Origin of the sequence: Xanthomonas boreopolis, from assembly GCF_046529185.1 — a bacterium.
Lineage (GTDB): Bacteria > Pseudomonadota > Gammaproteobacteria > Xanthomonadales > Xanthomonadaceae > Pseudomonas_S > Pseudomonas_S boreopolis.
Genome location: NZ_CP097162.1, coordinates 4,316,628 through 4,342,947, shown reverse-complemented (window position 1 = coordinate 4,342,947; position 26,320 = coordinate 4,316,628). Strand labels below are relative to the sequence as shown.

The 26,320-nt window shown below is 68.9% G+C and carries 18 protein-coding genes and 2 pseudogenes; 11 read left to right on the top strand and 9 right to left on the bottom strand.

All coding sequences use genetic code 11. From position 1 onward, the window contains the following. Positions 1–64: 64 nt before the first annotated feature. Positions 65–1,561: a xylulokinase gene (gene xylB / locus M3M27_RS19415; protein WP_434026684.1), complete on the bottom strand. Its 1,497-nt coding sequence runs from the start codon at positions 1,559–1,561 to the stop codon at positions 65–67. 244 nt (positions 1,562–1,805) lie between these two features. On the opposite strand from xylB, the gene ttcA reads away from it, so the two are divergent. From ttcA to M3M27_RS19400, 3 genes are all read left to right on the top strand, one after another. Further along, positions 1,806–2,717: a tRNA 2-thiocytidine(32) synthetase TtcA gene (gene ttcA / locus M3M27_RS19410; RefSeq protein ID WP_140727410.1), complete on the top strand. Its 912-nt coding sequence runs from the start codon at positions 1,806–1,808 to the stop codon at positions 2,715–2,717. 156 nt (positions 2,718–2,873) lie between these two features. Then, the gene (locus M3M27_RS19405) at positions 2,874–3,782 is read left to right on the top strand and encodes a recombination-associated protein RdgC (RefSeq protein WP_140727412.1); all 909 of its coding nucleotides are present in this window, start codon (positions 2,874–2,876) and stop codon (positions 3,780–3,782) included. Between the two features lie 365 nt (positions 3,783–4,147). After that, positions 4,148–4,954, top strand: coding sequence for a SprT family zinc-dependent metalloprotease (locus M3M27_RS19400; protein ID WP_434026682.1), 807 nt, complete (start codon positions 4,148–4,150; stop codon positions 4,952–4,954). Positions 4,955–5,057: 103 nt separating this feature from the next. On the opposite strand, the gene M3M27_RS19395 is transcribed toward M3M27_RS19400, so the two are convergent. Further along, positions 5,058–5,915 carry an alpha/beta fold hydrolase gene (locus M3M27_RS19395; protein ID WP_434026681.1) on the bottom strand — a complete coding sequence of 286 codons (858 nt, stop codon included), beginning with the start codon at positions 5,913–5,915 and terminating at the stop codon, positions 5,058–5,060. Continuing rightward, positions 5,912–6,874 (bottom strand): ferrochelatase, encoded by a 963-nt coding sequence (gene hemH, locus M3M27_RS19390; protein ID WP_434026680.1) that lies wholly within the window; start codon positions 6,872–6,874, stop codon positions 5,912–5,914. The genes M3M27_RS19395 and hemH overlap by 4 nt, the downstream gene beginning before the upstream one ends. Positions 6,875–7,025: 151 nt before the next feature. Between hemH and M3M27_RS19385 the strand changes: the two genes are divergently transcribed. The 5 genes and pseudogenes from M3M27_RS19385 to M3M27_RS19365 all read left to right on the top strand — a co-directional run bounded on the left by M3M27_RS19385 (position 7,026) and on the right by M3M27_RS19365 (position 11,346). Next, positions 7,026–7,916 (top strand): lipid-binding SYLF domain-containing protein, encoded by an 891-nt coding sequence (locus tag M3M27_RS19385; protein ID WP_140727422.1) that lies wholly within the window; start codon positions 7,026–7,028, stop codon positions 7,914–7,916. Between the two features lie 72 nt (positions 7,917–7,988). Beyond that, a complete protein-coding gene (tatA, locus tag M3M27_RS19380) occupies positions 7,989–8,216 on the top strand; it encodes a Sec-independent protein translocase subunit TatA (protein WP_140727424.1) in 228 nt (75 codons plus the stop codon). 15 nt (positions 8,217–8,231) lie between these two features. Further along, positions 8,232–8,651: pseudogene (gene tatB / locus M3M27_RS19375) on the top strand (Sec-independent protein translocase protein TatB); the annotation flags it as partial. A 2-nt stretch (positions 8,652–8,653) separates the two neighbouring features. Continuing rightward, complete coding sequence (tatC, locus tag M3M27_RS19370) at positions 8,654–9,388, top strand: twin-arginine translocase subunit TatC (protein WP_140727429.1); 735 nt, start codon at positions 8,654–8,656, stop codon at positions 9,386–9,388. A 962-nt stretch (positions 9,389–10,350) separates the two neighbouring features. Further along, the gene (locus M3M27_RS19365; RefSeq protein WP_140727431.1) at positions 10,351–11,346 is read left to right on the top strand and encodes a glycoside hydrolase family 53 protein; all 996 of its coding nucleotides are present in this window, start codon (positions 10,351–10,353) and stop codon (positions 11,344–11,346) included. Between the two features lie 224 nt (positions 11,347–11,570). Here M3M27_RS19365 and galA read toward each other — a convergent pair whose 3' ends face one another. The 6 genes and pseudogenes from galA to M3M27_RS19335 all read right to left on the bottom strand — a co-directional run bounded on the left by galA (position 11,571) and on the right by M3M27_RS19335 (position 22,272). Next, positions 11,571–14,126, bottom strand: a complete 2,556-nt coding sequence (gene galA / locus M3M27_RS19360) for a beta-galactosidase GalA (protein WP_434026679.1) — start codon at positions 14,124–14,126, stop codon at positions 11,571–11,573. Positions 14,127–14,275: 149 nt separating this feature from the next. Next, positions 14,276–15,397, bottom strand: a pseudogene (locus M3M27_RS19355) (glycoside hydrolase family 53 protein); the annotation flags it as partial. A 26-nt stretch (positions 15,398–15,423) separates the two neighbouring features. Then, on the bottom strand, positions 15,424–18,111 hold the full coding sequence (locus M3M27_RS19350; protein WP_434026678.1) for a TonB-dependent receptor: 2,688 nt from the start codon (positions 18,109–18,111) through the stop codon (positions 15,424–15,426). Positions 18,112–18,543: 432 nt separating this feature from the next. Next, a complete protein-coding gene (locus M3M27_RS19345; RefSeq protein WP_218569844.1) occupies positions 18,544–19,446 on the bottom strand; it encodes a BPSS1780 family membrane protein in 903 nt (300 codons plus the stop codon). A 105-nt stretch (positions 19,447–19,551) separates the two neighbouring features. After that, the gene (locus M3M27_RS19340) at positions 19,552–20,295 is read right to left on the bottom strand and encodes a glutamine amidotransferase (protein WP_140727438.1); all 744 of its coding nucleotides are present in this window, start codon (positions 20,293–20,295) and stop codon (positions 19,552–19,554) included. Between the two features lie 156 nt (positions 20,296–20,451). Next, positions 20,452–22,272, bottom strand: coding sequence for a GspE/PulE family protein (locus M3M27_RS19335; protein ID WP_434026677.1), 1,821 nt, complete (start codon positions 22,270–22,272; stop codon positions 20,452–20,454). A gap of 79 nt (positions 22,273–22,351) precedes the next feature. Between M3M27_RS19335 and glyQ the strand changes: the two genes are divergently transcribed. From glyQ to glyS, 3 genes are read left to right on the top strand one after another with little or no spacing between them, the layout of a single operon-like run. Next, complete coding sequence (gene glyQ, locus M3M27_RS19330; RefSeq protein ID WP_140727442.1) at positions 22,352–23,278, top strand: glycine--tRNA ligase subunit alpha; 927 nt, start codon at positions 22,352–22,354, stop codon at positions 23,276–23,278. Then, positions 23,275–23,940 carry a glutathione S-transferase family protein gene (locus tag M3M27_RS19325; protein ID WP_140727444.1) on the top strand — a complete coding sequence of 222 codons (666 nt, stop codon included), beginning with the start codon at positions 23,275–23,277 and terminating at the stop codon, positions 23,938–23,940. Before glyQ ends, M3M27_RS19325 begins: the two co-directional genes overlap by 4 nt. Beyond that, entirely contained in the window at positions 23,937–26,012 is a 2,076-nt protein-coding gene (gene glyS / locus M3M27_RS19320; protein WP_434026676.1) for a glycine--tRNA ligase subunit beta, read from the top strand. Before M3M27_RS19325 ends, glyS begins: the two co-directional genes overlap by 4 nt. The last annotated feature ends 308 nt before the right edge of the window (positions 26,013–26,320 follow it).

Sequence of the window (26,320 nt, the reverse complement as noted above, 5' to 3'; positions counted from 1 at the left end):
AAAGGGAAAGGGAAACGTCTGGGGAAATCGTGTGTAGAAGTGACAAAGGCTCCTCCCGCGGCACTCATGAGACCGCACCGCGGTACAGCGGCGTCACCGCCTGCAGGTAGCGCTGGAAGCTCCGGTAGCCCTGCGCATAGGCCGCCGTGCGGCCCGGATCGGGCGTGGCCGCCAGGGCCTCGTCGAACTGCAGGTGCGCCAGCACCACCTCCGCCAGCGTCGCACCGCCGCCCGCGCACGCCCACAGCGCCTGCAGCGCCGCCCCGAAGGCCGCACCCTCCGGCTGGCTCGGCACCCGCACCGGCAGCCCGAACACGTCGGCCACCATCTGCCGCCACTGCGCGCTCTTGGAGCCGCCGCCGGTCAGCAGCACCGTGTCGAAGCGCAGCCCGGCCTCGACGAAGGCGTCATAGCCGTTGCGCAGGCTGTAGGTCGCTCCTTCCATCGCCGCCCGGTACACGTGCGCCGGCGTGGTGTTGTGCGGCTCCATGCCGAACAGCATCCCGCGCGCGGCCGGCAGGTCCGGGGTGCGCTCGCCGTTGAAGAACGGCAGCATCGCCAGCCCGTCCGCGCCCGGGGCCGTGCCGGCCACCGCCGCCTCGGCCTGCGCCCGGTCCAGACCGCCCAGCCGCATCGCCGCCTCGGTCGCCACCGTGCAGTTCATCGTGCAGATCAGCGGCAGCCAGCCGCCGGTGGAGTCGCAGAACGCCGCCCAGCGCGCCGCCGCGTCCACCACCGGCCGCTCGGCATGCGCGAACAGCGTGCCGGAGGTGCCCAGGCTCATCGTCAGCCGCCCCGGCACCACGTTGCCGGTGCCGATCGCCGCCATCATGTTGTCCCCGCCGCCGGTGGTCACCCGCACCCCCGCCGGCAGGCCCAGCGCCTGCGCCGCCGCCGCCGACAGCGCGAAGCTCGTGCCCGGCTCCACCAGCGGCGGCAACGCCGCGCGCAGGTCCCGCTCCGGGTCGATCGCCCGCAGCATCGGCTCGGACCAGGTGCGCGTGCGCACGTCCAGCCAGCCGGTGCCCGAGGCGTCGCCGGCTTCCATGAAGCGCTCGCCGGTCAGCCAGAAGTTCACGTAGTCGTGCGGCAGCATCACCGTGGCCATCGCCGCGTACGCCGCGGGCCGGTGGACCCGGGTCCACGGCAGCTTGGAGGCGGTGTAGCCGGCCAGGATCGGGTTGCCGGCCGCGGCCACCGCCCCGGGCACCCCGCCCACCGCCGCCATCAGCGCCTCCACCTGCGCCTGCGTGCTGGTGTCGCACCACAGCTTCACCGGCGCGGTCACCGTCCCGTCCGCCGCCACCGGCACGAACCCGTGCTGCTGGCCCGACACCGCGATCCCGCGCACCCGCGCCCGCTGCCCGGCCGGCATCCCGGCAAAGCACGCCACGATCCCCTCGATCCACCACGCCGCTTCCTGCTCGCGCGTGCCGTCCTCCGCGCTCGTCAGCGCCAGCGCCGACGACTGCGTGGACACCACCTCCCCCGCCTCGGGATCGTAGGCCACCAGCTTCACGCTCTGCGTGCCTACGTCCAGGCCCACGTAGAGCGCGCTCATGCCGGGCCTCCGGCGCGGACCGCGATGTTAGCGCTACCAGGAATCGCAGCAAAAAAAACCGCAAGGGCGGGACGGGGGCTTTGCATCGGAGCGACGGCTCGTCGGGAGTCGGCCGAACTCTAGCAGCAGTTCGTGCAAAGGCCTTGCTGCGTTGCGCCATCGCGCCCGCCGGGGCCGGACCGCTCCCGCCAGGAGCGGGCGCCGCCGCAAGGCCGTTGCCGCGACCGAGTAGAATGCGCGGGCCATGAATGCCGCCGTCATCCCGCTCCCCGATCCTTCCCCGACCCGCCGCGATCCCCGCGCGGTCGAGCGCGAACATGCCAAGCTGGCCAAACGCCTGCGCCGCCAGGTCGGCCAGGCCATCGCCGACTTCGGCATGATCGAGGCCGGCGACAAGGTCATGGTCTGCCTGTCCGGCGGCAAGGACAGCTACACCATGCTGGACATCCTGCTGCAGCTGCAGAAGAAGGCGCCGGTGCCGTTCGAGCTGGTCGCGGTCAACCTGGACCAGAAGCAGCCGGGCTTCCCCGAGCACGTACTGCCCGACTACTTGGCCTCGATCGGCGTGCCGTACCACGTCATCGAGCAGGACACCTATTCGGTGGTCAGCCGGGTGATCCCGGAAGGCAAGACGATGTGCTCGCTGTGCTCGCGCCTGCGCCGCGGCTCGCTGTACGGCTACGCCGAGCAGAACGGCTTCACCAAGATCGCGCTGGGCCACCACCGCGACGACATGGTCGCCACGTTCTTCATGAACCTGTTCCACCACGCCAAGCTGTCGGGCATGCCGCCCAAGCTGCGCAGCGACGACGGCAAGCACGTGGTGATCCGCCCGCTGGCCTACGTGCGCGAGGCCGACATCGTCGAGTACGCGCAGGCCAAGGCGTTCCCGATCATCCCCTGCAACCTGTGCGGCAGCCAGGAGAACCTGCAGCGCAAGCAGGTCGGGGCGATGCTGAAGCAGTGGGAGAAGGACCATCCCGGCCGCGTCGAGCAGATCGCGCGCGCGCTCGGCGACATCCGGCCCTCGCAACTGGCCGACCGCACCCTGTTCGACTTCCTCTCGCTCGGCCACCGCGAAGGCGCGGTGCGGGCCGACGCGCACGCCTGGCTCGCGGGCGAACCCACCGCGGCGGCCGAAGACGGCGTGGCCTGAGCGGGTGGCGATGTTCCCACCGTCGTTCCCGCCCCGGCGGGAACCCAGCGACTGTCGTCCGGACCGCGTCCCGCGCGGGCAGGACGCCCGATGCCCGCCCTGGCGGGAACGGCGGATCCCGACCAGTCCCGAATTCCCCTTCATCCCGGATCCCAGATGTTCTTCCGCAACCTGACCTTGTTTCGCTTTCCCACCTCGATCGACTTTTCCGAAATCGACAAGCTGCTGCCCGAGGCGCTGCTGCGCCCGGTCGGCCCGCTGGAGATGACCTCGCGCGGCTTCATCTCGCCGTTCGGGCGCGACGAACAGGAGGCGCTGAGCCATCGCATCGGCGACTTCCTGTGGCTGACCGTGGGCGGGGAGGACAAGATCCTGCCCGGCTCGGTGGTCAACGACCTGCTCGCGCGCAAGGTCGCCGAGATCGAGGAGAAGGAAGGGCGCCGCCCCGGCGGCCGCGCGCGCAAGCGCCTGAAGGACGACCTGATCCACGAACTGCTGCCGCGCGCGTTCGTGAAGACCTCGCGCACCGATGCGATGCTCGACCTGCAGCACGGCTACGTCGCGGTGGACACCTCCAGCCGCAAGACCGGCGAGAACGTGATGAGCGAGATCCGCGGCCTGCTCGGCAGCTTCCCCGCGCTGCCGCTCAACGCGGAAGTGGCGCCGCGCTCGGTGCTGACCGGCTGGATCGCCGGCGAGCCGCTGCCGGAAGGCCTCAGCCTCGGCGAAGAATGCGAGATGAAGGACCCCATCGAGGGCGGCGCGGTGGTCAAGTGCCAGCATCAGGAACTGCGCTGCGAGGAGATCGACAAGCACCTGGAGGCCGGCAAGCAGGTGACCAAGCTGGCGCTGGTGCTGGACGACCACGTCTCCTTCGTGCTCGGCGATGACCTGGTGATCCGCAAGCTCAAGTTCCTCGACGGAGCGCTCGACCAGCTCGAGCACAGCGAGGAGGACGGCGCGCGCGCCGAGCTGGACGCCCGCTTCGCGCTGATGAGCGGCGAGGTGCGCCGGCTGTTCCTGCTGCTGGAACAGGCGTTGAAGCTGAGCAAGGCGGATACCTGAATCCGCGGGCGAGAGGCACGGCTTGCGCGCCACGGGCGCGCGTGCCTTGGAGCGCCCATGGCACGGCCTGGGCGCGCCATGGATCGGAGCCTCTAAGCCGTGCCGCAGTGCTCGATCGGTAGCGGCACGGACGAGCGCGTCGCCGCGCGCACGACCGGCCGGCGATCCGGGCATCCGCTCGGCGGTGGTCGGCCTTGGCCGGCGCGTGGCGGCGCGTTCTCCATCACGATGTCCACCGGCCCGGTGCGCCGCGGCTTCGCCCGTGCCCACCCCGCCGGCGCACCATGCTCCGCGCCCGGGCCCGGAGGAAGAAGGGTATTCCTCGACACCCATCTGCAAACCTCCCGTCGTATGCTGTACCGGCCATGCCGAACGTCCTCCGCCGCCTGATCGCGCCCCCGCCGCAGGTGGTCGAACGCGACCACGTCCGCCTGCGACTGGAGGAACGCGAGATCGTCGTGCTGCGCGTGCGCGATCCGCGCGCGCGCCGCATCAAGCTGAGCGTCGACGAGCGCGGCGCGCGGCTGACGCTGCCGCCGCGCGCCAGCCTCGTCGCCGGCGAGCGCTTCCTGCACGAGCATCGCGACTGGCTGGCGCAGCAGCTCGCGCGCTACCGGCAGGCGCACGCGCTGGTGACGTTGCAGCGCGGCCAGCCCGGCACGCTGCCGCTGCGCGGCGAACTGCTGCCGCTGCACTGGCACGAGGCGCGCTACACCCGCATCGAGGCCGCCGACGGCGCGGTCCACCTGCACCTGCCGGCACGCGCGGGCGAGCCGGCGCTGCGGCGCGCACTGAAGGACTTCTACGAGGCGCAGGCCCGCGCCGACGTCGGCCGCTGGCTGCCGAAGTACCTGCCCACGCTGCCGCGCGCGCCGCGCACGGTGCGCTACAAGGTGATGTCCTCGCAATGGGGATCGCTCGCCCCCGACGGCAGCATGGCGCTGGACCTGGCGCTGGTGCTGGGCCGGCCGGCGGCATTCGAGTACGTGCTGGTGCACGAGTTGTGCCACCTGATCCAGGCCAACCATTCGCCGGCGTTCTGGCGCGAGGTGAGCAAGCGCTTCCCGGGCTGGCGCGAAGAGCGCGATTACTTCCACCAGCACGGCCGCCAGCTCAAGGCGCAGCTGCGCCATCTCCTGCAACCCGCCTCCTCCGAAGCGGATTCGCCGTAGGAGCGGCTTTTGTGGGAGCGGCTTCAGCCGCGATGGGCTCTATCGGTAAAACCCTATCGCGGCTGAAGCCGCTCCCACAAAAGTCGCTACTGCGACCGGGAACTCAGCCCGGTAGCGTCTGCAGGAACTCGCGCACGATCGCGGCCACGGCGGCCGGCTCTTCCATGTGCAGGTGGTGGATGCCGGCCAACGTCGCCAGCTGGCCCCGCGGCAGCAGCGTCACGCGCCGGCTGCGCAGCGGCTCGGGGAAGTAGGGCTGCGCCGGCGTGGCGAAGATCACCTGGGTGGGGCATTCGATCGCGGCCACCAGGGCATCGATCTGGGCTTCGGTCATGCGTACCGCGGTGGGCAAGGTCAGGCGCTGGTCGGTGCGCCAGCTGTAGCCGCCGGGTACGGTCTGGACGCCGCGCTCGACCAGCAGCCGCGCGGCGGCCTCGCTCAGCTGGTTGGCCATCATGCGCGCGCGGACCGCCGTCTCCAGGGTCGGGAACACCCGCAGCGGCCGCTGCGGCAGCGAACGCGTGGCGGTCACGCTCTGGCGCAGGCGGTCCACGGTGTTCTCCACCGATTCGCCCAGCCCGCCCAGCGCCTCGATCGCGACCAGCGCCTCGACCCGCGCCGGCTCGGCGGCCGCGACGAAGCTGGCGATGCCGGCGCCCATCGAATGCCCGAGCAGGGTGAAGCGCTCCCAGCCGAGCGCGTCGGCGGCGTCGAGCACGCTGTGGATCGCGCCGATCATGGTGTACTCGCTGCCGGCGGGCAGCGAATCGCTGTGGCCGTGGCCGGGCAGGTCCAGCAGCACCAGGTCGAGATCGTCGAGGTAAGGCGCCATCGGCGCGAAGCTGTTGGCGTTGTCGAGCCAGCCGTGCAGCGCCAGCACCTTGCGGCCCCCGGGGCGTTCCGCACGCAGGCCGCGCACCTGGCCGAGGCGGATGCCGCAGGCGAATTCCTGCAGGCTCATGGCGCGCGCACCGCCAGCTGGGCCAGCGCCTGCGCATGGATGGCGCGGTCGTTGAGGCAGGGGATGTAGCGCAGGCGCGCGCCGCGTTCGGCGAGCGTGCGCGAGAACCCCATCGCCACTTCCTCCAGCGTTTCCAGGCAGTCGGTGGCGAAGCCCGGGCAGACGATGTCGATCTCGCGGATGCCGCGCTCGGCCATCGCCCACAGCGCCGGCTCGGCATAGGGCTGCAGCCAGCGCTCGCGACCGAAGCGCGACTGGTAGCCGATCTCCCAGGCCTCGTCTTCCAGTTCCAGCGCCGCGGCGATCGCGCGCGCGCTGGCCTCGCAGCGTTGCGGATAGGGATCGCCGTTGTCGGCCACGCGCTGCGGCAGGCCGTGGAACGAGAACATCAGGCGCTGCCCGCGCCCGTTGCGTTGCCAGTGCTCGCGGATCGAGGCGGCCACCGCCGCGACCCAGGCCGGGTCGGTGGCGTAGTCGTTGATCAGGCCGACGCGGGTGTCCGGATGCGCCCGGCGCCAGCCGTCCACCACGTCCTCGACCGAGGCGGTGGTGGTGGTCGAGTACTGCGGATACAGCGGCAGCACGACGATGCGGCGGACGCCTTCGGCATGCAGGGCGTCCAGGGCCGGGCGCAGCGCGGGGTTGCCGTAGCGCATCGCCGCGCCCACGCGCCAGTTGCCCGGCAGCTCGCGCGCGATGCCTTCGGCCAGGCGCTGGGTATGCACCGCCAGCGGCGAGCCTTCCGGCAGCCAGACCTGCGCGTACTTCTCCGCCGAGCGCGGCCCTCGCAGCGGCAGGATCACCCCGTGCAGCAGCGGCTTCCACAGCAGCGGCGGGATCGAGACCACGCGCCGGTCGCCGAGGAATTCGGCGAGGTAGCGCCGCACCGCCGGCGCGGTGGGCGCGTCGGGCGTGCCGAGGTTGACGATGAGCAGGGCGGTATCGGCGGTCGAGGTCATCCACCAATTGTGGCAGAGGCCCGCGCGCGGCTGCGGTACGCATCCGCGATCGGACCGATAGGCGGGCCGTCGCACTCACCGGTGATTCATTGCCGGGCGACTAATTTCTCCGCTTGGCTTATCTTCGGCAGATCGCCACCTGGAGCCCGTCATGCCACGCCTTCCGCGCCTCGCCCTGCTCTTGTCGCTCGCCTTCGCCGCCGGCCACGCCGCCGCCGGTCCGGAGGAGGACCAGCGCGCACGCAACGCGGTGCGGGTACTGACCGAGATCCAGGAGATCCCGGAGCAGGCGATCCCGGACAAGTTGCTCGACGAAGCGCGCGCGATCGTGGTGATTCCCGACACGCTCAAGGCCGGCCTGGTGATCGGCGGGCGCCGCGGGCACGGCCTGATGTCGGTCAAGAACCCCGACGGCAGCTGGTCGCAGCCGTCGTTCGTCAAGCTGACCGGCGGCAGCATCGGTTTCCAGGCCGGCGTGCAGTCGTCCGACGTGGTGCTAGTGTTCCGCAACGACCGCAGCCTCGACAACATCGTCAACGGCAAGTTCACCCTGGGCGCCGATGCGGGCGTGGCGGCCGGGCCGGTGGGCCGCAACGCCGCGGCCGCCACCGACGGCCAGCTCAAGGCCGAGATCTGGTCGTGGTCGCGCGCACGCGGCCTGTTCGCCGGCGTGGCGCTGGACGGCGCGGTGCTGCAGATCGACAACGCCGCCAACCTCGACGTCTACGGCACCGGCAGCACGCCGCGGATGATCTTCGAGGGCCGCACGCCGGAGCCGCCGTCGGCGGACGTGGTGGCGTTCCGCGACCGCCTGGAGGAAGCGACCTATGCGGCGCGCAGCAAGCGCGGCACCGACACCGCCGCCGCGCCGCGCCGTGCACCTGAACCGGCCCCGAGCGTGACCACCTCGGTGCCCACCGCGCCGCCCGCCGAGGCGACCACGGCGCCGATTCAGCCGGCGCCGGCGGCCCCGCAGCAGCAGGGCTTCCAGCCGGTGTCCGAGGGCGAGATCCGCACCGAGCCGCTCGACGGCCACAATTGAGCCGGTGCGCGCGCCCTGGAACGCAGGGTGCGCTATCCTGATCACCCTATTTCAAGCAATGGCGAGTGGATCATGGGCGGTTTCAGCATCTGGCACTGGCTGATCGTGCTGGTGATCGTGCTGCTGGTGTTCGGCACCAAGCGCCTGACCAGCGGCGCCAAGGACCTGGGCAACGCAGTCAAGGAATTCAAGAAGGGCATGCGCGACGAGGACAAGCCGGCCGGGCAGATCGGCGACGATTCGCGCAGCCACGAGCAGTCCCGCGAGTCGCAGGCCGAGCGCGATCGCGACGCGCGCTGATCCAGGCCGGGCGCCGTGTTCGACATCGGGTTTGGCGAGCTGCTGCTGATCGCGGTGGTGGCGTTGGTCGTGCTCGGCCCCGAGCGCTTGCCCAAGGCGGCGCGCTTCGCCGGGCTGTGGGTACGCCGCGCGCGCCAGCAATGGGAGTCGGTGAAGCAGGAGCTGGAGCGCGAACTGGAGGCCGAGGAACTCAAGCGCAACCTGCGCAACGTGCAGGATTCGCTGCGCGAGGCCGAGCAGCAGCTGCGCGAGGGCCAGCAGCACCTCCAGGAGCAGACCCGCGCCTTGCGGGAAGAGGTCGACCGCGACGTGGACATCCGCACCGCCGATGCGCGCAAGCCCGATGAGGCGGGCGCCGGGACGGCGGCGGAGCCGGACGCGGGCATCCCGGCCGGAGAGGCCGCGCCGCCGCCGGCCGGCACGCAGGAGAAGCCGCATTGAGTTCGCACGACGAGGCGCAGGCCGAGAGCAGCCTGATCGAGCACCTGATCGAGTTGCGCGCGCGCCTGGTGCGCGGCCTGGCCGGGCTGGCGGTGGTGCTGGTCGCGCTGTTGCCGTTCACCCAGAAGATCTACGGCTGGCTGGCGCACCCGCTGGTGTCGCAGCTGCCGGCCGGGCAGACGATGATCGCGATGAACCCGGCCGGCGCGTTCTTCGCGCCGCTCAAGCTCACCTTCTTCCTGGCGGTGTTCCTGGCGGTGCCGTGGTTGCTGTACCAGGCGTGGGCGTTCGTGGCGCCGGGCCTGTACCAGCGCGAGAAGCGGCTGGCGATGCCGTTGCTGTTCTCGGCGGTGCTGCTGTTCTACGTGGGCTGCGCGTTCGCGTACTTCCTGGTGCTGCCGGCGGTGTTCCACTTCCTGACCACGTTCAAGCCGGACGTCATCGCGATCACGCCGGACGCCGGTTCGTACCTGGACTTCGTGCTGGTGATCTTCTTTGCCTTCGGCAGCAGTTTCGAGTTGCCGGTGGCGCTGGTGATCCTGGTGCTGCTCGGCTGGGTGACGCCGGAGCAGCTGCGGCAGGGCCGCGGTTACGCGATCGTGGGCATCTTCGTGCTGGCGGCGATATTGACGCCGCCCGACGTGGTGTCGCAGTTGATGCTGGCGATTCCGATGTGCCTTCTCTACGAGTTGGGCATCGTGGCTTCGCGGTGGTTGGTGCGGCGGGAGTGACGGTGGGGTGGGTACGTCATCTCGCTACCGTCGTCCCCGCGCAGGCGGGGACCCCGTGTCTTTCGTTGCCTGTCAGCCCAAGCCATCTCTCTATCGTCATTCCCGCAGAAGCGAGAAGCGCTTTTCAGCCGCCGAACGGCTGATCATCCCGTGGTAATAAAGCCAAAAGCTTTCGCCCTTGGCGAGTGACTTTATCTTTATTTGCACAAAGATAGACCCAAGGAAAGCACACTCCGCCTTCGTGCTTTCCATTGCATTGCGAAGGCCCGCCCGCCGGGCGAAGGAGTTCTTCGCTTTTTCCCGGTGAGCCCTGTCGCAGCCGAAAACGGCGCTCTCGTCCGCTCTGGGGGCCAAGTAACAGCACGCATGGAGGGCTGTGGAAGCGGCGCGAGCCGCGATAGCGCCTAGCCAAAGCCTCATCGTGGCTCACGCTGCTCCTACGATGATCCCGATACTCGTAATTGCCTGGAGCAAGAACGCATTGGCGCTCTGTCTTCTCCCTTCCGGAGGAAGGTGCCCGCAGGGGCGGACGAGGGCACGAGCGAAGCCGGATGTCGCGGGATTCTTCGTATGGATTCTTCTGCGCCGCACCTCTATTCCCAGCCTGAGGACCTGCATATGGGCGGGTATTTCCGCACCGCATAGTTCTGACCCAACAATTCATTTGTACGGCATTGGGGGCATTCCTACTCTCGCCTCGTAGCGAGGGCGACATAACGGAGCATGCGCCCCATGTCCTGCCTGGCAGGATCCCTGGCCGGATGAGAAGCGCATTGGGAGGCGGCAGGTTCTCGTGCATGGAAGTACTGCGAGAGTGGAGGCTTTGCGCAGTCGCGATGGGATGCGTCAAACGAACGATCCGTGAAATCCAGGTGCAGGCCACCGGACTGCGCCGCGTAGCGGCGTAGCCAGACCGGCCCGATCGATGCTGTGTTCAAAATCAATCTCGGGAGGGATTTCTCATGTTTTTTTCGAAGATGGTAAAAGCCGCCTGGTTGTTGGCGTTGCCGCTCGCATTCCAGGCCAGCTCGGCGATGGCGCAGTTCGCCAAGGGCACGGACGTGAGCTGGATTAGCGAGGAAGAATCGAATGGCTACGTGTTCCGTAATGCGTCGGGCGTGCAGACGGATGCTTTCGTACTGTTGAAGAACACCGGCGTCAATGCGGTGCGTCTGCGCGTGTGGGTAAACCCGTCCGGCGGCTGGTGCGATGGCGCCGATACGCTCTACAAGGCCAAGCGCGCGGCTGCGCAAGGCATGCGCATCATGATCGACTTTCACTACAGCGACTCCTGGGCCGATCCGGGCCAGCAGACCAAGCCGGCGGCGTGGGCCAGTCATACGGGCTCGACGCTGGTCAACGACGTGTACGCGCACACCTACGGCATCCTGAACTACCTCAAGTCAAACGGCATCACCGTGAGCTGGGTGCAGGTGGGCAACGAGATCAACAGCGGTCTGCTGTGGCCGGATGGCAAGGTCAACAACTTCAGCACGATCGCCAATCTGATCAACAGTGGCTACAACGCGACCAAGGCGGTGTATCCGAACGCGCCGGTGATCGTGCATCTGGCCAATGGTTATGACAATGCGGTCTTCCGCTGGTTCTTCGACGCGTTCAAGGCCGCCGGCGGCAAGTGGGACGTGATCGGCATGTCGCACTATCCGGCCGCGAATTCCTGGCAGACGAGCAACAGTCAGATCAATACGAACATGCAGGACATGGTGTCTCGCTATGGCAAGCCGGTGATGGTGAGCGAAGTGGGCATGGACTGGCAGCAGGCCAGTACGTCCTACTCGATGCTGGTCGACCTGATCGCCAAGAACAAGGCGCTCGGCTCGAATGGCCTCGGCGTTTTCTACTGGGAGCCGCAGGCATATCCGGGGTGGCAGGGCTATACGATGGGCGCGGTCAATGCCAGCGGCCAGTTCACGCAGGCGATGAATGCTTTCAACTGACGTGCCTTCATGCACGGACGAAACAACGAGGTCCGCGATGGCGGGCCTCGTTGTTCTCGGCATTTACTTTGGAGTCGCTGAAAAATCACAACTGCCGCCTCGCGGGGACGGGACCCAGTGGCATTGCATGGTGAGCAACGAACTTCCTGGATCCCCGCCTTCGCGGGGATGGCGAATCTTGTGGGTGGCGCCGGGTGCCGAGAGCAGTTGGGGTCGGTCAGTTCTCAAACCACAAAAGGCCGCGCCCGGGTGGCCTGTACCGGAATTCGCAGCGTCGCCGGCTTCAACCCTGGCGAGGTCGCCCGTAGCGTGATCGTGCCGGTGTCGCGGGTGGCCTGGACGATCGCCATGCACAGGCCGTTGAAGGTCTGGCGAATGTCAGCCTTGTCGGCTTCGTGACTGGTCGGATTGCCGTTGCCGACACCAAGCAGATGTCCCGGTCCCTGCATTGCGAAGCGCACGGCGTTGTCTGCAGTCGGCACGATATTGCCCTGTGCATCGACGATCTCCACCGCCACCACGCTCACATCCTCCGCATCGGCCGATAGCATGGGACGATCGGTACGCAGAAGAATGCCAGCGGCCGCGCCGGTGGTCCGGCGGATCTGCGTCTGTACGACACGACCATCACGATAGCCGCGCGCTTCGATCGCGCCGGGGGCGTAGCGCACGCGCCATTCGACGTGGCCGTGGCGCGGTACCTGCTGCATGCCCTGGCTGACGCCGTTGACGATCAGTTCCACTGCGTCGAGGTTGGTATGGCACCACACGTCGACCTGGCCGTTGGCGACCTCGGGCAGCAAGCCGTCCCAGTTCCAGTGCGGGAACAGGTGCAGCACCGGCTCGCGGGTCCATTGCGCGCGGTAGTACCAATAGTTGTCCTTGGGGAAACCGCAGCTGTCGAGCACGCCGAATTGCGAGGCGACGTTGGGCCAGCGGTTGTAGGGCGTGGGTTCGCCGCGGTAATCGAAGCCGGTCCAGATGAAGCCACCCGCCACCCAGGGCCGCTCGGCAACGAAGGCCCACCACGATTCGGACGAGGACGCCCACCACGGGTAGTTCACGTCGTAGGCGCTGGTGTAGCCGCACGCGTCGTCGTTGAGATATTCGCCGCGTACCGATACCGCGCTGGCGGTCTCGCTGCCGTACACCGGAATGCCGGGGAACTGCGCGTGGAACTCGTCCATCTGGTTGGTGCGGTAGTTGAAGCCGACCACGTCCACGACCTTGCCCACGCCCTGGTCCCAGCCTTTGTCCATGGCGAAGGTGCTGGGCCGGGTCGGGTCGAGCCGGTGTGCCAGCCGCTTCATGCTGCCGACGATGCGCGCGCCGCGTTCGGTGACCATCTGCGGCTCTTCGTTGCCCAGCGACCATGCGATCACCGATGGATGATTGCGGCCGCGCCGGATCATCGATTCGAGTTCGTGCAGCGCTTCGCTGTCCGATGACATGCGCCGGGTTTCCTCGATCACCAACACGCCCAGCCGATCGCAGATTTCCAGCAGCTCCGGCGTGGCGGGGTTGTGCGCACTGCGATAGGCATTGCAGCCCATCGTCCTGAGTTGCTCGATGCGCCATTCCTGCAGGCGATCGGGGATCGCGGTGCCGACGCCGGCATGGTCCTGATGATTGCAGGTGCCTTGCAGCTTGACCGGCTCACCGTTGAGCAGAAAACCGCGCTGCGGGTCGAAGTTAATACTGCGAATGCCGAACAGGGTATCGACCGCATCGCAACAAATTTCGCCGGCATGCAGTTCGGTGATCAGCCGGTAGCGCTGCGGTGTCTGCAACGACCATAGCGCGGGTGCGCCGAGCACGAGCGCCTGCTCGACGTTGCGTGTCTCACCGGGGCGCACCGTGAGAGGTTGTGCGGCCTGACGAATGATCTCGCGACCATCCGGGGCGATCGCGCGTGAGACGAGTGTGCATTCGATCGGCTCGATACCGTCGTTGCGGATCTCGCTGACAACCTGGGCGATGGCGCGACCATCGCGCACTTCGCTACGCACGAACACACCGTCGGTGGGCACGTGCAGCGGATCGGTCCGGCGCAACCAGACATGCCGGTAGATGCCGGCGCCTTCGTAGAACCAGCCTTCGCCGAGCGTGGCATCCACGCGTACGGCGATGACGTTGCGCGCACCGTAGTCGAGCACGTCGCTCAGGTCGACCTCGAAGCCGGTGTAGCCGCTGGCGTGGTGCGCGACGATGTGGCCGTTGCAGAACACGGTGCAGTCGCGGAACACGCCGTCGAATTCCAGGTGGATGCGCTTGCCCAGGTCGGATGCGGCGACCTCGAAGATGCGCCGGTACCAGCCGATGCTGGTCTCGGGAAAGGTGCGGCCCAGCGGTTTGTAGCCGTGCGCGGCGGCCGGGTCTTCGCCGTTGATGCCGGCCGAGGCCGGATCGGGCTGGAACGGCAGCTCCACTGCCCAGTCGTGCGGCAGGTCGAGCAGACGCCAGCTGCTGTCGTCGAACTCCAGCATCGCCGCGTCGGCGGTCTTCTCACCGGCCTTGGCGTAGGTGCGCTGGAACGTGCCGAAATTGAAGTCGCGTGCCGGGTCGTTTGCGTGTCCCAGATGGAAGCGCCAGCCGAAGTCGAACAGCAGGCGCTCGCGCGCGCTGGCGCTGGTGGCACCAAGGCGTGCGGGTGTGCGCGAAGGTGGCGCCGCACTGGCGGCCGATGCCGCGCCCAGTCCGATGCCCGCGATGGGCATGGATGCGCTTACGCCACTGGCAAGCATCGCCCGGAGAAGTTCACGTCGGCTGAGTTCAGTCATGGAGACTCCTTAATCTGTATCGCCTGCCCGAGCGGGAGTGGCTGCGGGATGGGCTGCAGCCCCGACGCTTTTCCGCAAAGGCCCATCGGGGCCGAAGCCCCTCCCACAGTGGCCAGGGGCAGCGCTGCTCAGCGCGGTTCGCGCCGGAGGTAGTCATGCTGGGCGAAGTCGATCCCGGGCAGCAGTTCGTTGCCATTGCGGAAGTCGAAGAAACTCGCGTTCTCCCACGACGAGCCTGTGCCCCAGCGGGTCTTGCAGCGGTTGCTGGTCCAGGCCGGTTCCCAATACACGACGCCGTTGCCACCGTTGTCCACGACCAGCTGAGTGAGATCGATCATGTAGCGGCGCTGGCCTTCCGGCGTGGCCGGATAACCGGCGATCAGCGAGTCCTCACCCAGCAGATTGTGCAACTCGTCGCCCGATTCCAGCGTCCATGGATACGCGGTCTCCACCACCATCACGTCGGCAGGGTAGCGCCCGCGCAGGCGCTTGATCGTTGCGCCCAGTTCCGGCATCGATTCGGTGGACCACTTGCGGTAATAACTGATGCCGATCACGTCGAAATCGGTTACGCCGGCCTTGGCGGCATCGGCGAACCACGGCTCGACATGTTCGGGCTGGGCGATGTGCAGCATCACCTTTGGCTGGATCTTCGCGCGCGCGCCGGCATCGCGCACCGCCTTGATGCCGGCGTTGAACAGCTTGGCGTTGCGGGTCCAGTCGATCGGGCTCTTCTTGTTCCACGGCACGCGCGACATCAGTTCCGGATTGGTTTCGTTGCCGACCTGCACCAGTTCCGGCATCAATCCTGATCGATCCAGCGCTGCCAGCGTGTCGTAGGTGAAGTTGTAGAGCGTGCGCGCCAGATCATCCACGTTGTCGATGTCGGCCCAGGCCTTGGGGATGAGCTGCTTGTCGCCGTCGGCCCAATCGTCGGAGTAGTGGAAATCCAGCAGCACCTGCATGCCCTGTTCGCGTGCGCGACGGATGGTTTTCTTGACGTCGGTCAGATCGCTGTAATTAGTCCAGCGCGCGTCGTTCCACAGGCGCACCCGTACCAGATTCGTGCCGTGCTCCTTGAAGACCACGAACGGGTCCTTCTCGACGCCGTTCTCGCGATAGCGCACGCCGCAGTCTTCCATCTCGTTGACGTAGGACAGGTCGGCGCCGAAATAGAGCGGCTTGGCGGGCTCGGCGGCCCAGGCCGGCAACGCGGCCAGCACTGCGGTCAGCAGGAAGGCGCGCCGCCATCCTGTCATCGGAGTTGCCATGGATATCGCTCCTCGCACGGCGACACTCAGAACTTGAACGTCGCTTCCAGCGCGAACCGCCGTCCGAACAGCTGGTAGCCGCCGTCGTCCATGTTCGCCAGCCGGTACGGTAGGTTGTCGGTGTAGGCACGCATGGACTCGTTGGTGAGATTGCTGACCTGCAGCTTCACGCCCCAGTGGTCGTTGATCTGCCAGCCCACGCTCGCGTCCCAGGTGCCCATGCTGTCCAGGCGGACCAGGCGCGCCGCGTTCCAGCCATACACGGTGGTGTAGGGGCTGTGGTAGCTGTAGCCCACGCGCGCCTCCACCTTGCCGTTGCTGTACCACAGGTCGGCGGTGCCGCTCTTGCGGGCCAGGCCGCTCAACGGCAGCGGGTTGTTGGCCGGCGCGAACTCCTTGAGGTCGGAATCGACATAGGAGAAGTTCGAATAGATGCCGAAGTTCTCCATGTGCGGGATGAACCAGAACGGCGTCTGGAAAGTCAGCTCCACGCCGTTGATGTGGCCGCCGCCGCCGTTGAACGGGCCGCTGATCAGGTAGTCGTGGCCGTTGATGGTTTCGTGCGCGGTCTTGTAGCCGATGCTCGAATCCACCCATTTGCGATACACGGCCAGTGCCGCCAGCGCCTCCTTGCGGAAGTACCACTCGTAGGACAGGTCGAGCTGCTTGGCGCGGAACGGATCCAGCTTCGGGTTGCCGCCGCTGCCGGTCAGCTGGCCGCTGACCGTGGCCGGATTGTCGAGCTGGCGCCCGGTGCGCAGCTCGTCCAGCGGCGGCCGGGCCACGACCTTGGCCGCCGACAGGCGCAGGATCTTGTCGTCGGCGATCAGAAAGTTCAGCGTGGCGCTCGGCAGCACGTCGGTATAGCGGTTGCTGGCGCGGCTGGGCGAATAGGTGCTGCCGTCCAGTGTGTCGTAGCCGGTGCTGGTGGTGCGGGTGTTGACCACGCGCACGCCAGCGTTGCCGGTGACGTCGATGCCGAACCAGGTGCTGCTGAAGCTGGCCTTGGCGAAGGCTTCCTGCACCTTTTCCTGCACCTTCCAGTGGTCGAGCATCTGCTCGTTCAGTGCCGACGGATCGTAACCGCCGAAGGCGAGATCGGCGACTGCGTTGAGGTTGCCCGAATAGACCGGCGGCACGTTCAGGCCGGGGATGCTGGATTCGCGGATCAGCCCGTCGTAGGCGGAGATCGGCTGGTCGAAGCCCGAGTAGTCGGCCAGATAATGGCGGTTCTGCTTGACCCGGTCCGAAGCACGCGCGCCGAACTGGATCTGGTTGACCGGGCCTTCCAGCTGGCGGGTAGCGTCGATGGCGAAGGCGCCGATGCGGTCGCGCAGCGATTGCGGCTCGTTGCTGCCGGACACGCCCCAGGTCGGCGCGGACGAGCTCGCCGAGATCCACGGTGCGTGGCCGGGGCCGAAGTCCCAGGAGATGCTGTCGGGATTCAGGCCGAACGAGACCGAACGCCAACTATTGTCGCGCTTGGCCTGCGAGGCCGACAGGTCGGCCTCGACCGTCCACACCTCGCCGGTCCATTTGCCGTTGAGGCCACCGGCCGTCAGCGTCTTGACCTCGTTGTACTTGGCGATCACCTGGTCCATTTCCAGCGGAGTACCCCACTGGGAATTGATCAGGGTGCCGCCGACCACGTTGTGGTCGATCATGCGCACGGACGAGCCGGGCTGGGCATACGGGTTCCACCACGACCAGATGCTGTAGTCCCAGTTGCGGAACCAGGTCTGCATCTGGTCCTCGTCGATGCGCACCCGTGAGTACAGTGCGTCGGCCTTGAGTTCGAAGTTGCCGCTGCGCCACTGCAGCGTGGCAGTAGCACCGGTGCGGGTCTGGTCGATCAGCTTGAGCTGGTCGGCTGCGCCCCAGGGTGTGTAGTCCTTGACGCCGTCGCCATCCACGTCCATCGCGCTGGTGTCGTCGGTGTAGCCCCAGCTACCGATCAACGCATTGGCGTTCTTCTGCTTCTGGTAGGTGGCGCCGATGGCGATGGCGAGGTTGTCGTTGAACTTGTGCACCCAACTGGCGCCGAAGCGGCTGCCCCACGGGCTGTAGCCGTCCACGTCCTTGCCCTGGTCGTAGAACACCGGCCCGGCGGTGCCCACGAACTGCGGGCCGGTGTAGTCCAGCGGTGCGATCGTGGAAATGTCCACGGTGGCGGCAATGCCGCCGGCGATCAGGTCGGCCGATGGCGTCTTGTAGACCTTGACGGTGGAGACGATCTCGGTCGGGAACACCTCCCAGCGCACTGCGCGGTCCGGCTCGGACGAGGCGATCTCGCGGCCATTGACCGTGCCCATCGTCATGCGCGGGCCGAGGCCGCGCACGGTCGCCAGACTGGCGTTGCCGCGATCGAGCGTGGCTGTCACGCCCGGCAGACGAGCCAGCGCTTCGGCCACGGTGACATTGGGCATCTGGCCCATGTTGTCGGCCGAGATCACCTCGACCACGTGGTCTTCCAGTTGCTTGACCGATACCGCCTTGTCCAGAGCGGCGCGCTGGCCGGTGACCACGACGCCGTCGAGCGTCACCGGCTGCTCGCCGGAAGCCGCCTGCGGGGTGGATGGGGGCGGCGCCTGCGCCTGCGCTCGGGCGCCGAAACAGGCAGTCAGGGCCAGGGCCAATACGGAGAGGCGCAGTTCGCGGGCAAAAGCGGGGCGTGCCCGCAGCTCGTGCGGACGGCGCTCGGGTTGCAACGGCATCGTTTGTTCCCTCCCAGGACAAAGTTACCGATGGATCGTTCAGCGGCCGCCCCTTGCCGACGCGGTATCGCCCGCAGGCATGGCTCCGCCGGGATGTCAGAGATGGTCCGGCGTGGTCGGCCGGTTGCTGCAAACGCCATGTCCCACGTGTCACGGCAGTCCCGCGGTGACATCCGGTGGGACCGCCGACATTGCGACCGCCGGCACAAAAACGAGGCTAGGCGACGAAGCTATGCAATACCAATGAAATATTCGCCGTTATGTATATGGTTTTCTAATGCAAAATCTGGCTGCGGGAGCCAAGGGCGCCAGCATGGCGAACTTGCATTTTTTTCCACCGGAACGCCCATGCGAATGCGCCCGCCGGAGGGCGGGCGCGGGCACATCGCCTGGGATCTGCGCGGGATGCGGCCCCGCGCGGCAGGGAACGGATCAGGCCGCGAAGACGTTGCCGGGCGGGGGCGTGCCCGTGCCTGCGGGGCCGCTGCCCGGGGGCGTGAACATCTGCTTCCAGGCCGCATAGACCGCGCCGGCGAACACCGGCATCAGCACGCCCATCAGCAGCAGCTGCGCGACCCACATCGCCGCGCCCTGGCCCGCGACCAGGCCGATCACCAGCGCCACGATCATCACCGCGAAGTAGATCGCGAACAGCGCGATGAAGGCGAGCACGAAGAACACCAGCATCGCCGGCAGGTTGTGGATGCTGGCGCGCAGGCTGTTGCGCAGCGCCTTCCAGCCGCCGCTCTGGTCGAACATCACCTGCGGCGGCATCACGAACAGCGCCAGCGTCAGCGCGGCGAAGGTCGCCAGCACCAGCAGCAGCCACAACAGGATGCGCCCGGCCGGCAGCGTGGCCGCCAGCGCCTCGATCTCGCCCGGGTCGGGCTGCGCGCCCGAGGCACTGATCGCGTTGAGCTGGACCATCACGTCCGACAGCTGCTGCAGTCCCTTGGTGCCGATCAGCACCAGCAGCGCGATGCCGAGCAGCAGGCCGGCGATGATCTGCGGCAACAGCGCCACCAGCAGGTGCGGCGCACGCCCGTCCTGCAGTCCGTGCAGCAGGTGCGAGGGCTTGGCCGGGCGGCCCTGGTCGACCTCGCGGACCGCCCACAGCAGCCCGCCCATGAACAGCGGGCCGGCCAGCACCAGCAGGAACTGCACCGCGGTGCCCAGCGCCGGCACCAGCCCGGCCAGCAGCAAGGCCAGCGAGGCGATCAGGCCCCAGGTCACGCCCAGCGAGCCCAGCGCCAGCGGCGCGCGCCGCAGCAGCGAGAAGCCGGTCAACAACCATTCCGCGCCGGAGGACGCCGGCACCTTGTGAATCTCTCTCATGGATATTCCGGGTGGGGGATCGCGCCGGAGGCTCCGGCGCCTGCGGATTATCGCCGCTTTTCGTGCGTCCCTCGCAACGGCCCGCACATCCGCGGGCAGGTGCCCCTATCCGCCGGCGCCGGCGGCCGGGCGAAGGCCGCGCGCATGCTGCACGAAGCGCCGCAGCAGCTTGCGCGCCAGGGGCGCGGCGGTGACCTCGCGGGCGATGGTGCGGGCGCAGCGGCCGTGCCGGGCCAGGCAGTCGGCGCGGGCGTTGACGTAGCCGCGGATGTGGTGGGTGGCGAATTCGGGGTGGAACTGCACGCCCCAGGTCCGTTCGCCCCAGCGGAAGGCATGGCACTGGTCCTGCGTCGAGCGCGCCAGCACCACGGCGCCGGCCGGCGCGCGCAGCACCGTCTGCAGGTGGGTCGCGTGCGCGGGGAAGCGCAGCGGCAGGCCGGCGAACAGCGGGTCCTCGGCCGCCGGCGGGTGCAGTTCCAGCTCGATCGTGCCCGATTCGCGCCCGGCCGGGTTGTAGTCGACCTGGCCGCCCAGGGCGTGCGCCAACAGCTGGTGGCCATAGCAGATGCCGAACAGCGGCATGCCGGCGTGCGCGGCCTCGCGCAGCCAGTCGGCGGACCGCTCGCTCCAGTCGGCGCGGTCGGTGACGAAGGCGGCCGAGCCGCTGACGATGACCCCGGCGAAGCGACCGCGGTCCGGGAGCGCCGCGCCGGATTCGACGTCGACCACCACGGTGTCGCGTTCGGCCAGCCCCGCGGCGACGCGGATCCAGTGCGGGAAGCGTCCATAGCGCTTCAGCGACCGCACGGGCTGGCCGGTCTCGAGGATCAGGAAGGGGAGTTGGATCATCGACGCTGGGTGGGGGAACGGCTTGCTGCGGTCGATTAGAGCGTCCGCAGCGACCGGCTTCAACCGTTTCCGCTGGAATCGTTGTGCTCGCGGCTTCGTGGCGGCCTGCCGTCGGTCGGGGGATGGCGGGGCCCTCCAGGGCGAACGCCGCCGGGACTACTCCGTCGGCGGCAGCACCGACAGCACTTCCTCGATGGTGGTCAGGCCTTCGGCGACCTTCTCCAGGCCGGTGCGGCGCAGGGTGCGCAGACCTTCGCCGCGGGCGGCGCGGCTGAAGCTGGCCAGGTCCATGTCGGCGCGGATCAGCGCGCGCAGGGCGGGCGTGACCGGCAGCAGCTCGTACAGGCCGACCCGGCCGAGGTAGCCGGTGCGCCGGCATTCCAGGCAGCCGGCCGGCGCGTAGGTCGTCACCCGCGCCGGCAACGCCTCGCCCGGCTCGCGCAGCGCCGCCCAGTCGGCGTCGTCCAGTGCGTGCGGGCGCTTGCAGTGCGGGCACAGCGTGCGCACCAGGCGCTGCGCCAGCACGCCGTTGAGGGTGGAGGCGACCAGGTAGTGCGGCACGCCCAGGTCGAGCAGGCGGGTGATCGCCGAGGGGGCGTCGTTGGTATGCAGTGTCGAGAGCACCAGGTGCCCGGTCAGCGAGGCCTGCACCGCCATCTGCGCGGTCTCCAGGTCGCGGATCTCGCCGATCATGATGATGTCCGGGTCCTGCCGCAGCAGGGTGCGCACGCCGGCGGCGAAGTCCAGGTCGATGTTGTGCTGGACCTGCATCTGGTTGAACTCCGGCGAGATCATCTCGATCGGGTCCTCGACCGTGCACACGTTCACGTCCGGGGTGGCCAGCCGCTTGAGCGTGGAGTACAGCGTGGTGGTCTTGCCCGAGCCGGTCGGGCCGGTGACCAGCACGATGCCGTGCGGGCGGTTCACCAGCGCGTTCCAGCCGGCCGCCTCGTCGGGGCTGAAACCGAGCTGCTCGATGTCCTTGAACGCCGCATCCGGGTCGAAGATGCGCATCACGCACTTCTCGCCGAACGCGGTCGGCATCGTCGACAGGCGCATCTCGACCTCGCGCCCGCCGGGCGAGCGGGTCTTGATGCGGCCGTCCTGCGGGCGCCGGCGCTCGCCCAGGTCCATGCGCCCGAGCACCTTGATCCGGCTGACCACCGCGGTCATCACGTTCGGCGGCACCTCGAACACCTTGTGCAGCACGCCGTCGATGCGGAAGCGCATCCGCCCCATGTCGCGGCGCGGCTCCAGGTGGATGTCGCTGGCGCGCTGCTCGTAGGCGTACTGCAGCAGCCAGTCGACGATGTGCACCACGTGCTGGTCGTCGGCGGTGACGTCGCCGGCGCGGCCCAGCTCGACCAGCTGCTCGAAGCTGGGCAGGCCGCTGGAGGACTCGGAGCCGCGCACGTCGTTGCGCGCGCCGCGCACCGACTGGGTCACGCCGAAGAACTCCATCGTGTAGCGGTGCAGGTCGAGCGGATTGACCAGCACCAGGTCGATCCGGCGGCGGGTGAGGTGCTGCACGTCGGCGAGCCAGTCCAGCGCCAGCGGCTCGCTGGTGGCGACCAGCACGTGCTCGGGCTCGACCGCCAGCGGCAGGATGCGGTGGCGGCGCGCGTAGGCGTGCGAGACCACGCCGGCCACCGCATGCACGTCGACCCGGGTCGGGTCGATGCGCAGGTAGCGCATGCCGGTGCGGGTGGCGAGCCATTCGGTCAGCCGTTCCAGGCCCAGTTCGCCGGCCGGCGGCTGGCCGGCCCTGAGCTTGAGGTTGGCCAGCAGCACCAGCGGGTGCACCTCGCTGGCGTTGCGCGCGCCGGAGGCGGAGAACTGGATGCGCTCGCGGTCGGCCGGGTCGACCATGTCGTCGGCCAGCAGCGCGGCGACCACGCGCTCGAACGCCAGCCGGCCGCGCGGCAGGGTCGCGGCGGCGAGCACCGACCGGGCGGCGGCAGGCTGGCGCTGTTCCATCGACTGTATCCCCGGTGCGGAGAGGCCCGCAGGTCGGCCGCTATACTAGCGCACCCCTCAATCCGCCGGCCTCTGCAGCATGTCCGAAACCCGGTCCGTTCCGATCACCTTCCAGGGCCTGATCCAGACCCTCAACCAGTACTGGGCCGAACAGGGCTGCGTGCTGATCCAGCCGCTGGATCTGGAAGTGGGTGCCGGCACCTTCCATCCCGCCACCTTCCTGCGCGCGCTCGGTCCCGAGCCGTGGAACGCGGCCTACGTGCAGCCCTCGCGCCGCCCCACCGACGGCCGCTACGGCGAGAACCCCAACCGCCTGCAGCGCTACTACCAGTACCAGGTGGCGATGAAGCCCAACCCGGACGACATCCAGGAACTGTACCTGGGCTCGCTGAAGGCGCTGGGCATCGACCCGCTGGTGCACGACCTGCGCTTCGTCGAGGACAACTGGGAATCGCCGACGCTCGGCGCCTGGGGCCTGGGCTGGGAGGTCTGGCTCAACGGCATGGAGGTCACCCAGTTCACCTACTTCCAGCAGGCCGGCGGCCTGGAGTGCAAACCGGTGCTGGGCGAGATCACCTACGGCCTGGAGCGGCTCTGCATGTACCTGCAGAACTGCGACAACGTCTACGACCTGATCTGGACCTACGGCCCGGACGGCACGCCGGTGACCTACGGCGACGTCTACCACCAGAACGAGGTGGAGCAGAGCGCCTACAACTTCGAGCATGCCGACGTGGCCGAGCTGTTCCACCGCTTCGACGCCTGCGAGCGCGAGGCCGGCAAGCTGGTCGAGGCCAACCTGCCGCTGCCCGCGTACGAGCAGGTGATGAAGGCCAGCCACACCTTCAACCTGCTCGATGCGCGCCGCGCGATCTCCGTCACCGAGCGCCAGCGCTACATCCTGCGGGTGCGCGCGCTGGCGCAGGCGGTGGCGCAGGCCTACCACGCGCAGCGCGAGAAGCTGGGCTTCCCCGGGCTGAAGGCGCGCGCGCCGGAGACCGCATGATCCTGATCGGCATGTACGACTCCTCCTACGTGCGGAGGGTGGCCATCGCCATGGCGCTGTACGGGCTGCCGTTCGAGCATCGCGCCTGGTCGGTCGGCAAGGACTTCGACCGCATCCGCCAGTACAACCCGCTGGGCCGCGCGCCGACCCTGGTGCTGGACGACGGCGAGGTGCTGACCGAGTCCGCGGCGATGCTGGACTACCTCGACGACCGGGTCGGCCCGGAGCGCGCGCTGATGGCCGCGACCGGGATCGCCCGCCGCGACGCGCAGCGCCTGATCGCGCTGGGCATCGGCGCCATCGACAAGGCGGTGCTGATCGTGCTCGAGCGCGTCTTCCGCCCGGCCGAGACGCACAGCGAACTGTGGCTGTCGCGCTGCCGCACCCAGGTCGAGGGCGCCTTGCGCGAACTCGACAAGGCCTGCGCCGCGCGCGCCGGCCACGCCTGGCTGGTCGGCGACGCGATGGGCCACGCCGACATCGCCGTGGCCTGCTTCACCACCCACCTGCGCGAAGCGCTGCCGCTGGACCTCGCGCCCTGGCCGGCGCTGCGCGCGCACGTCGACCGCTGCGAGGCGCTGCCGGTGTTCCGCCAGCACTACATTCCGTTCGACGCCCCCACTCCCACTTCCGGTTCCGCAACACAGGTCACGTCCCCATGATGCAGTCCCTCCTCATCGAACTCGGCACCGAGGAACTGCCGGTCAAGGCGCTGCCCGGTCTGGCGCAGGCGTTCTTCGATGGCGTGATCGCCGGGCTGGACAAGCGCGGCATCGCCTACGAGCGCGGCGACGCCAAGCCGCTGTCCACGCCGCGCCGGCTGGCGGTGCTGCTGCCGGGCGTGGCCACCGAGCAGCCCGAGCAGCGCTCGGAAGTGCTCGGCCCGTACCTCAACATCGCGCTCGGCGCCGACGGCGCGCCGACCAAGGCGCTGGAAGGCTTCGCCGCCAAGGCCGGCGTCGCCTGGGACCAGCTCGAACGCACCCGCGACGCCAAGGGCGAGCGCTTTGTGCACCGTTCGGTGAAGCCGGGCGCGCGCACCGCCGAGCTGCTGCCGGAGATCCTGCGCGAGGCGATCGCGGCGATGCCGATCCCCAAGCCGATGCGCTGGGGCGGCCACGACTACGCGTTCGCGCGCCCGGTGCACTGGCTGGTGCTGCTGCTCGGCCAGGACGTGGTGCCCGCCGACGTGCTGGGCGTGAGCGCCGGCCGTGCCAGCCGGGGCCACCGCTTCATGCACGACGCGGCGGTGCCGCTGGCCGCGCCGCAGGACTACGTCGCCGCGCTGGAAGCCGCGCGCGTGCTGGTCGACCCGGACGCGCGCCGCGCGCGCATCGTCGCCGAGGTGCAGGCCGCGGCCAGGCAGGCCGGCGGCAACGCGCGCATCACCGACGACAACCTGGAGCAGGTGGTGAACCTGGTCGAATGGCCGTCGGCGGTGCTGTGCAGCTTCGAGCGCGAGTTCCTGGCGGTGCCGCAGGAAGCGCTGATCGAGACGATGGAGATCAACCAGAAGTTCTTCCCCGTGCTGGACGAGGGCGGCAAGCTGACCGAGAAGTTCATCGGCATCGCCAACATCGAGTCCAAGGACGTAGCCGAGGTCGCCAAGGGCTACGAGCGCGTGATCCGCCCGCGCTTCTCCGACGCCAAGTTCTTCTTCGACGAGGACCTCAAGCAGGGCCTGGTGGCGATGGGCGAGGGCCTGGGAAGCGTGACCTACCAGGCCAAGCTCGGCAGCGTGGCCGACAAGGTCGCGCGCGTGGCCGCGTTGGCCGAGGCGATCGCGGCGCAGGTCGGGGTCGATCCGCAGCTGGCGCGCCGTGCCGCGGAACTGGCCAAGAACGACCTGCAGTCGCGCATGGTCGGCGAGTTCCCGGAACTGCAGGGCATCGCCGGGCGCCATTACGCGCTGGCGGCGGGCGAGCCGCCCGAGGTCGCGCTGGCGATCGACGAGGCCTACCAGCCGCGCTTCGCCGGCGACGACATCGCGCTCTCGCCGGTGGGCAAGGTGCTGGCGATCGCCGAGCGCCTGGACACACTGGCCGGCGGTTTCGCCGCAGGCCTGAAGCCGACCGGCAACAAGGACCCGTTCGCGCTGCGGCGCAATGCACTGGGCCTGGCGCGGACGATCATCGAGAGCGGGTTCGACCTGGACCTGAAGGCGCTGCTGTCTTCGGCCAACACCGCGCTCGCCGGCCGCAAGGTGCAGGCCGACGCCGCCGAGATCTACGACTTCGTCCTGGATCGCCTCAAGGGCTACTACGCCGACAAGGGCGTGCCGGCCACGCACTTCAACGCGGTGGCCGAACTGAAGCCGCATTCGCTGTACGACTTCGACCGCCGCATCGACGCGATCGGCACCTTCGCGCAGCTGCCGGAAGCCGAGGCGCTGGCCGCGGCCAACAAGCGCATCCGCAACATCCTGCGGAAGGCCGAGGGCGAGGTGGAGATCCCGGGCGACATCGACCGCGCGCTGCTGGCCGAGCCGGCCGAGGAGGCCCTGGCCGAGGCGGTGGAGGCGGCGATCGGCGACACCGGCGCCAGCCTGCACCACAAGGACTACGTCGCCGCGCTGGCGCGGTTGGCGCGGCTGCGCCCGCAGGTCGATGCGTTCTTCGACGGGGTGATGGTCAACGCCGAGGACCCGAAGCTGCGCGCCAATCGCCTCGCCTTGCTGAAGAAGCTCGGCGACCGCCTCGGCAGCGTCGCCGCGATCGAGCACCTGTCGAACTGAGCGCCCTGAAGCCCGCGCTTTGAGGCCCCTTCCCACCGGGGCGAAAGGCACGGCTTGCGCGCCGCTGGCGCGCGTGTCCTTGAGCGCCCACGCCGCTGGCGTGGGCCGGGGCGCGGAGCTGGGATCGGGGGTGAGGGTGCGAGGGCGAAGGCGAAGCCGCGCCGCGGGCTCCCCCGGCGGCAGCATGGGTTTGCCTTGCTGCCGCGCGGTGGCGCGTTCCTCGATGCGATGGCTGCCGAGTCCTTGCTGCGCGGCTTCGCCCGTACCCTCGTCCGGCGCTCCGCGCCACCTTCTCCCGGGGGAGAAGG

What these genes read in the sequence shown, in the direction of transcription:
- xylB (WP_434026684.1), bottom strand. Translation starts at nt 1,561, where the DNA reads ATGAGCGCGCTCTACGTGGGCCTGGACGTAGGCACGCAGAGCGTGAAG.
- ttcA (WP_140727410.1), top strand. Translation starts at nt 1,806, where the DNA reads ATGAATGCCGCCGTCATCCCGCTCCCCGATCCTTCCCCGACCCGCCGC.
- M3M27_RS19405 (WP_140727412.1), top strand. Translation starts at nt 2,874, where the DNA reads ATGTTCTTCCGCAACCTGACCTTGTTTCGCTTTCCCACCTCGATCGAC.
- M3M27_RS19400 (WP_434026682.1), top strand. Translation starts at nt 4,148, where the DNA reads ATGCCGAACGTCCTCCGCCGCCTGATCGCGCCCCCGCCGCAGGTGGTC.
- M3M27_RS19395 (WP_434026681.1), bottom strand. Translation starts at nt 5,915, where the DNA reads ATGAGCCTGCAGGAATTCGCCTGCGGCATCCGCCTCGGCCAGGTGCGC.
- hemH (WP_434026680.1), bottom strand. Translation starts at nt 6,874, where the DNA reads ATGACCTCGACCGCCGATACCGCCCTGCTCATCGTCAACCTCGGCACG.
- M3M27_RS19385 (WP_140727422.1), top strand. Translation starts at nt 7,026, where the DNA reads ATGCCACGCCTTCCGCGCCTCGCCCTGCTCTTGTCGCTCGCCTTCGCC.
- tatA (WP_140727424.1), top strand. Translation starts at nt 7,989, where the DNA reads ATGGGCGGTTTCAGCATCTGGCACTGGCTGATCGTGCTGGTGATCGTG.
- M3M27_RS19365 (WP_140727431.1), top strand. Translation starts at nt 10,351, where the DNA reads ATGTTTTTTTCGAAGATGGTAAAAGCCGCCTGGTTGTTGGCGTTGCCG.
- galA (WP_434026679.1), bottom strand. Translation starts at nt 14,126, where the DNA reads ATGACTGAACTCAGCCGACGTGAACTTCTCCGGGCGATGCTTGCCAGT.
- M3M27_RS19350 (WP_434026678.1), bottom strand. Translation starts at nt 18,111, where the DNA reads ATGCCGTTGCAACCCGAGCGCCGTCCGCACGAGCTGCGGGCACGCCCC.
- M3M27_RS19345 (WP_218569844.1), bottom strand. Translation starts at nt 19,446, where the DNA reads ATGAGAGAGATTCACAAGGTGCCGGCGTCCTCCGGCGCGGAATGGTTG.
- M3M27_RS19340 (WP_140727438.1), bottom strand. Translation starts at nt 20,295, where the DNA reads ATGATCCAACTCCCCTTCCTGATCCTCGAGACCGGCCAGCCCGTGCGG.
- M3M27_RS19335 (WP_434026677.1), bottom strand. Translation starts at nt 22,272, where the DNA reads ATGGAACAGCGCCAGCCTGCCGCCGCCCGGTCGGTGCTCGCCGCCGCG.
- glyQ (WP_140727442.1), top strand. Translation starts at nt 22,352, where the DNA reads ATGTCCGAAACCCGGTCCGTTCCGATCACCTTCCAGGGCCTGATCCAG.
- M3M27_RS19325 (WP_140727444.1), top strand. Translation starts at nt 23,275, where the DNA reads ATGATCCTGATCGGCATGTACGACTCCTCCTACGTGCGGAGGGTGGCC.
- glyS (WP_434026676.1), top strand. Translation starts at nt 23,937, where the DNA reads ATGATGCAGTCCCTCCTCATCGAACTCGGCACCGAGGAACTGCCGGTC.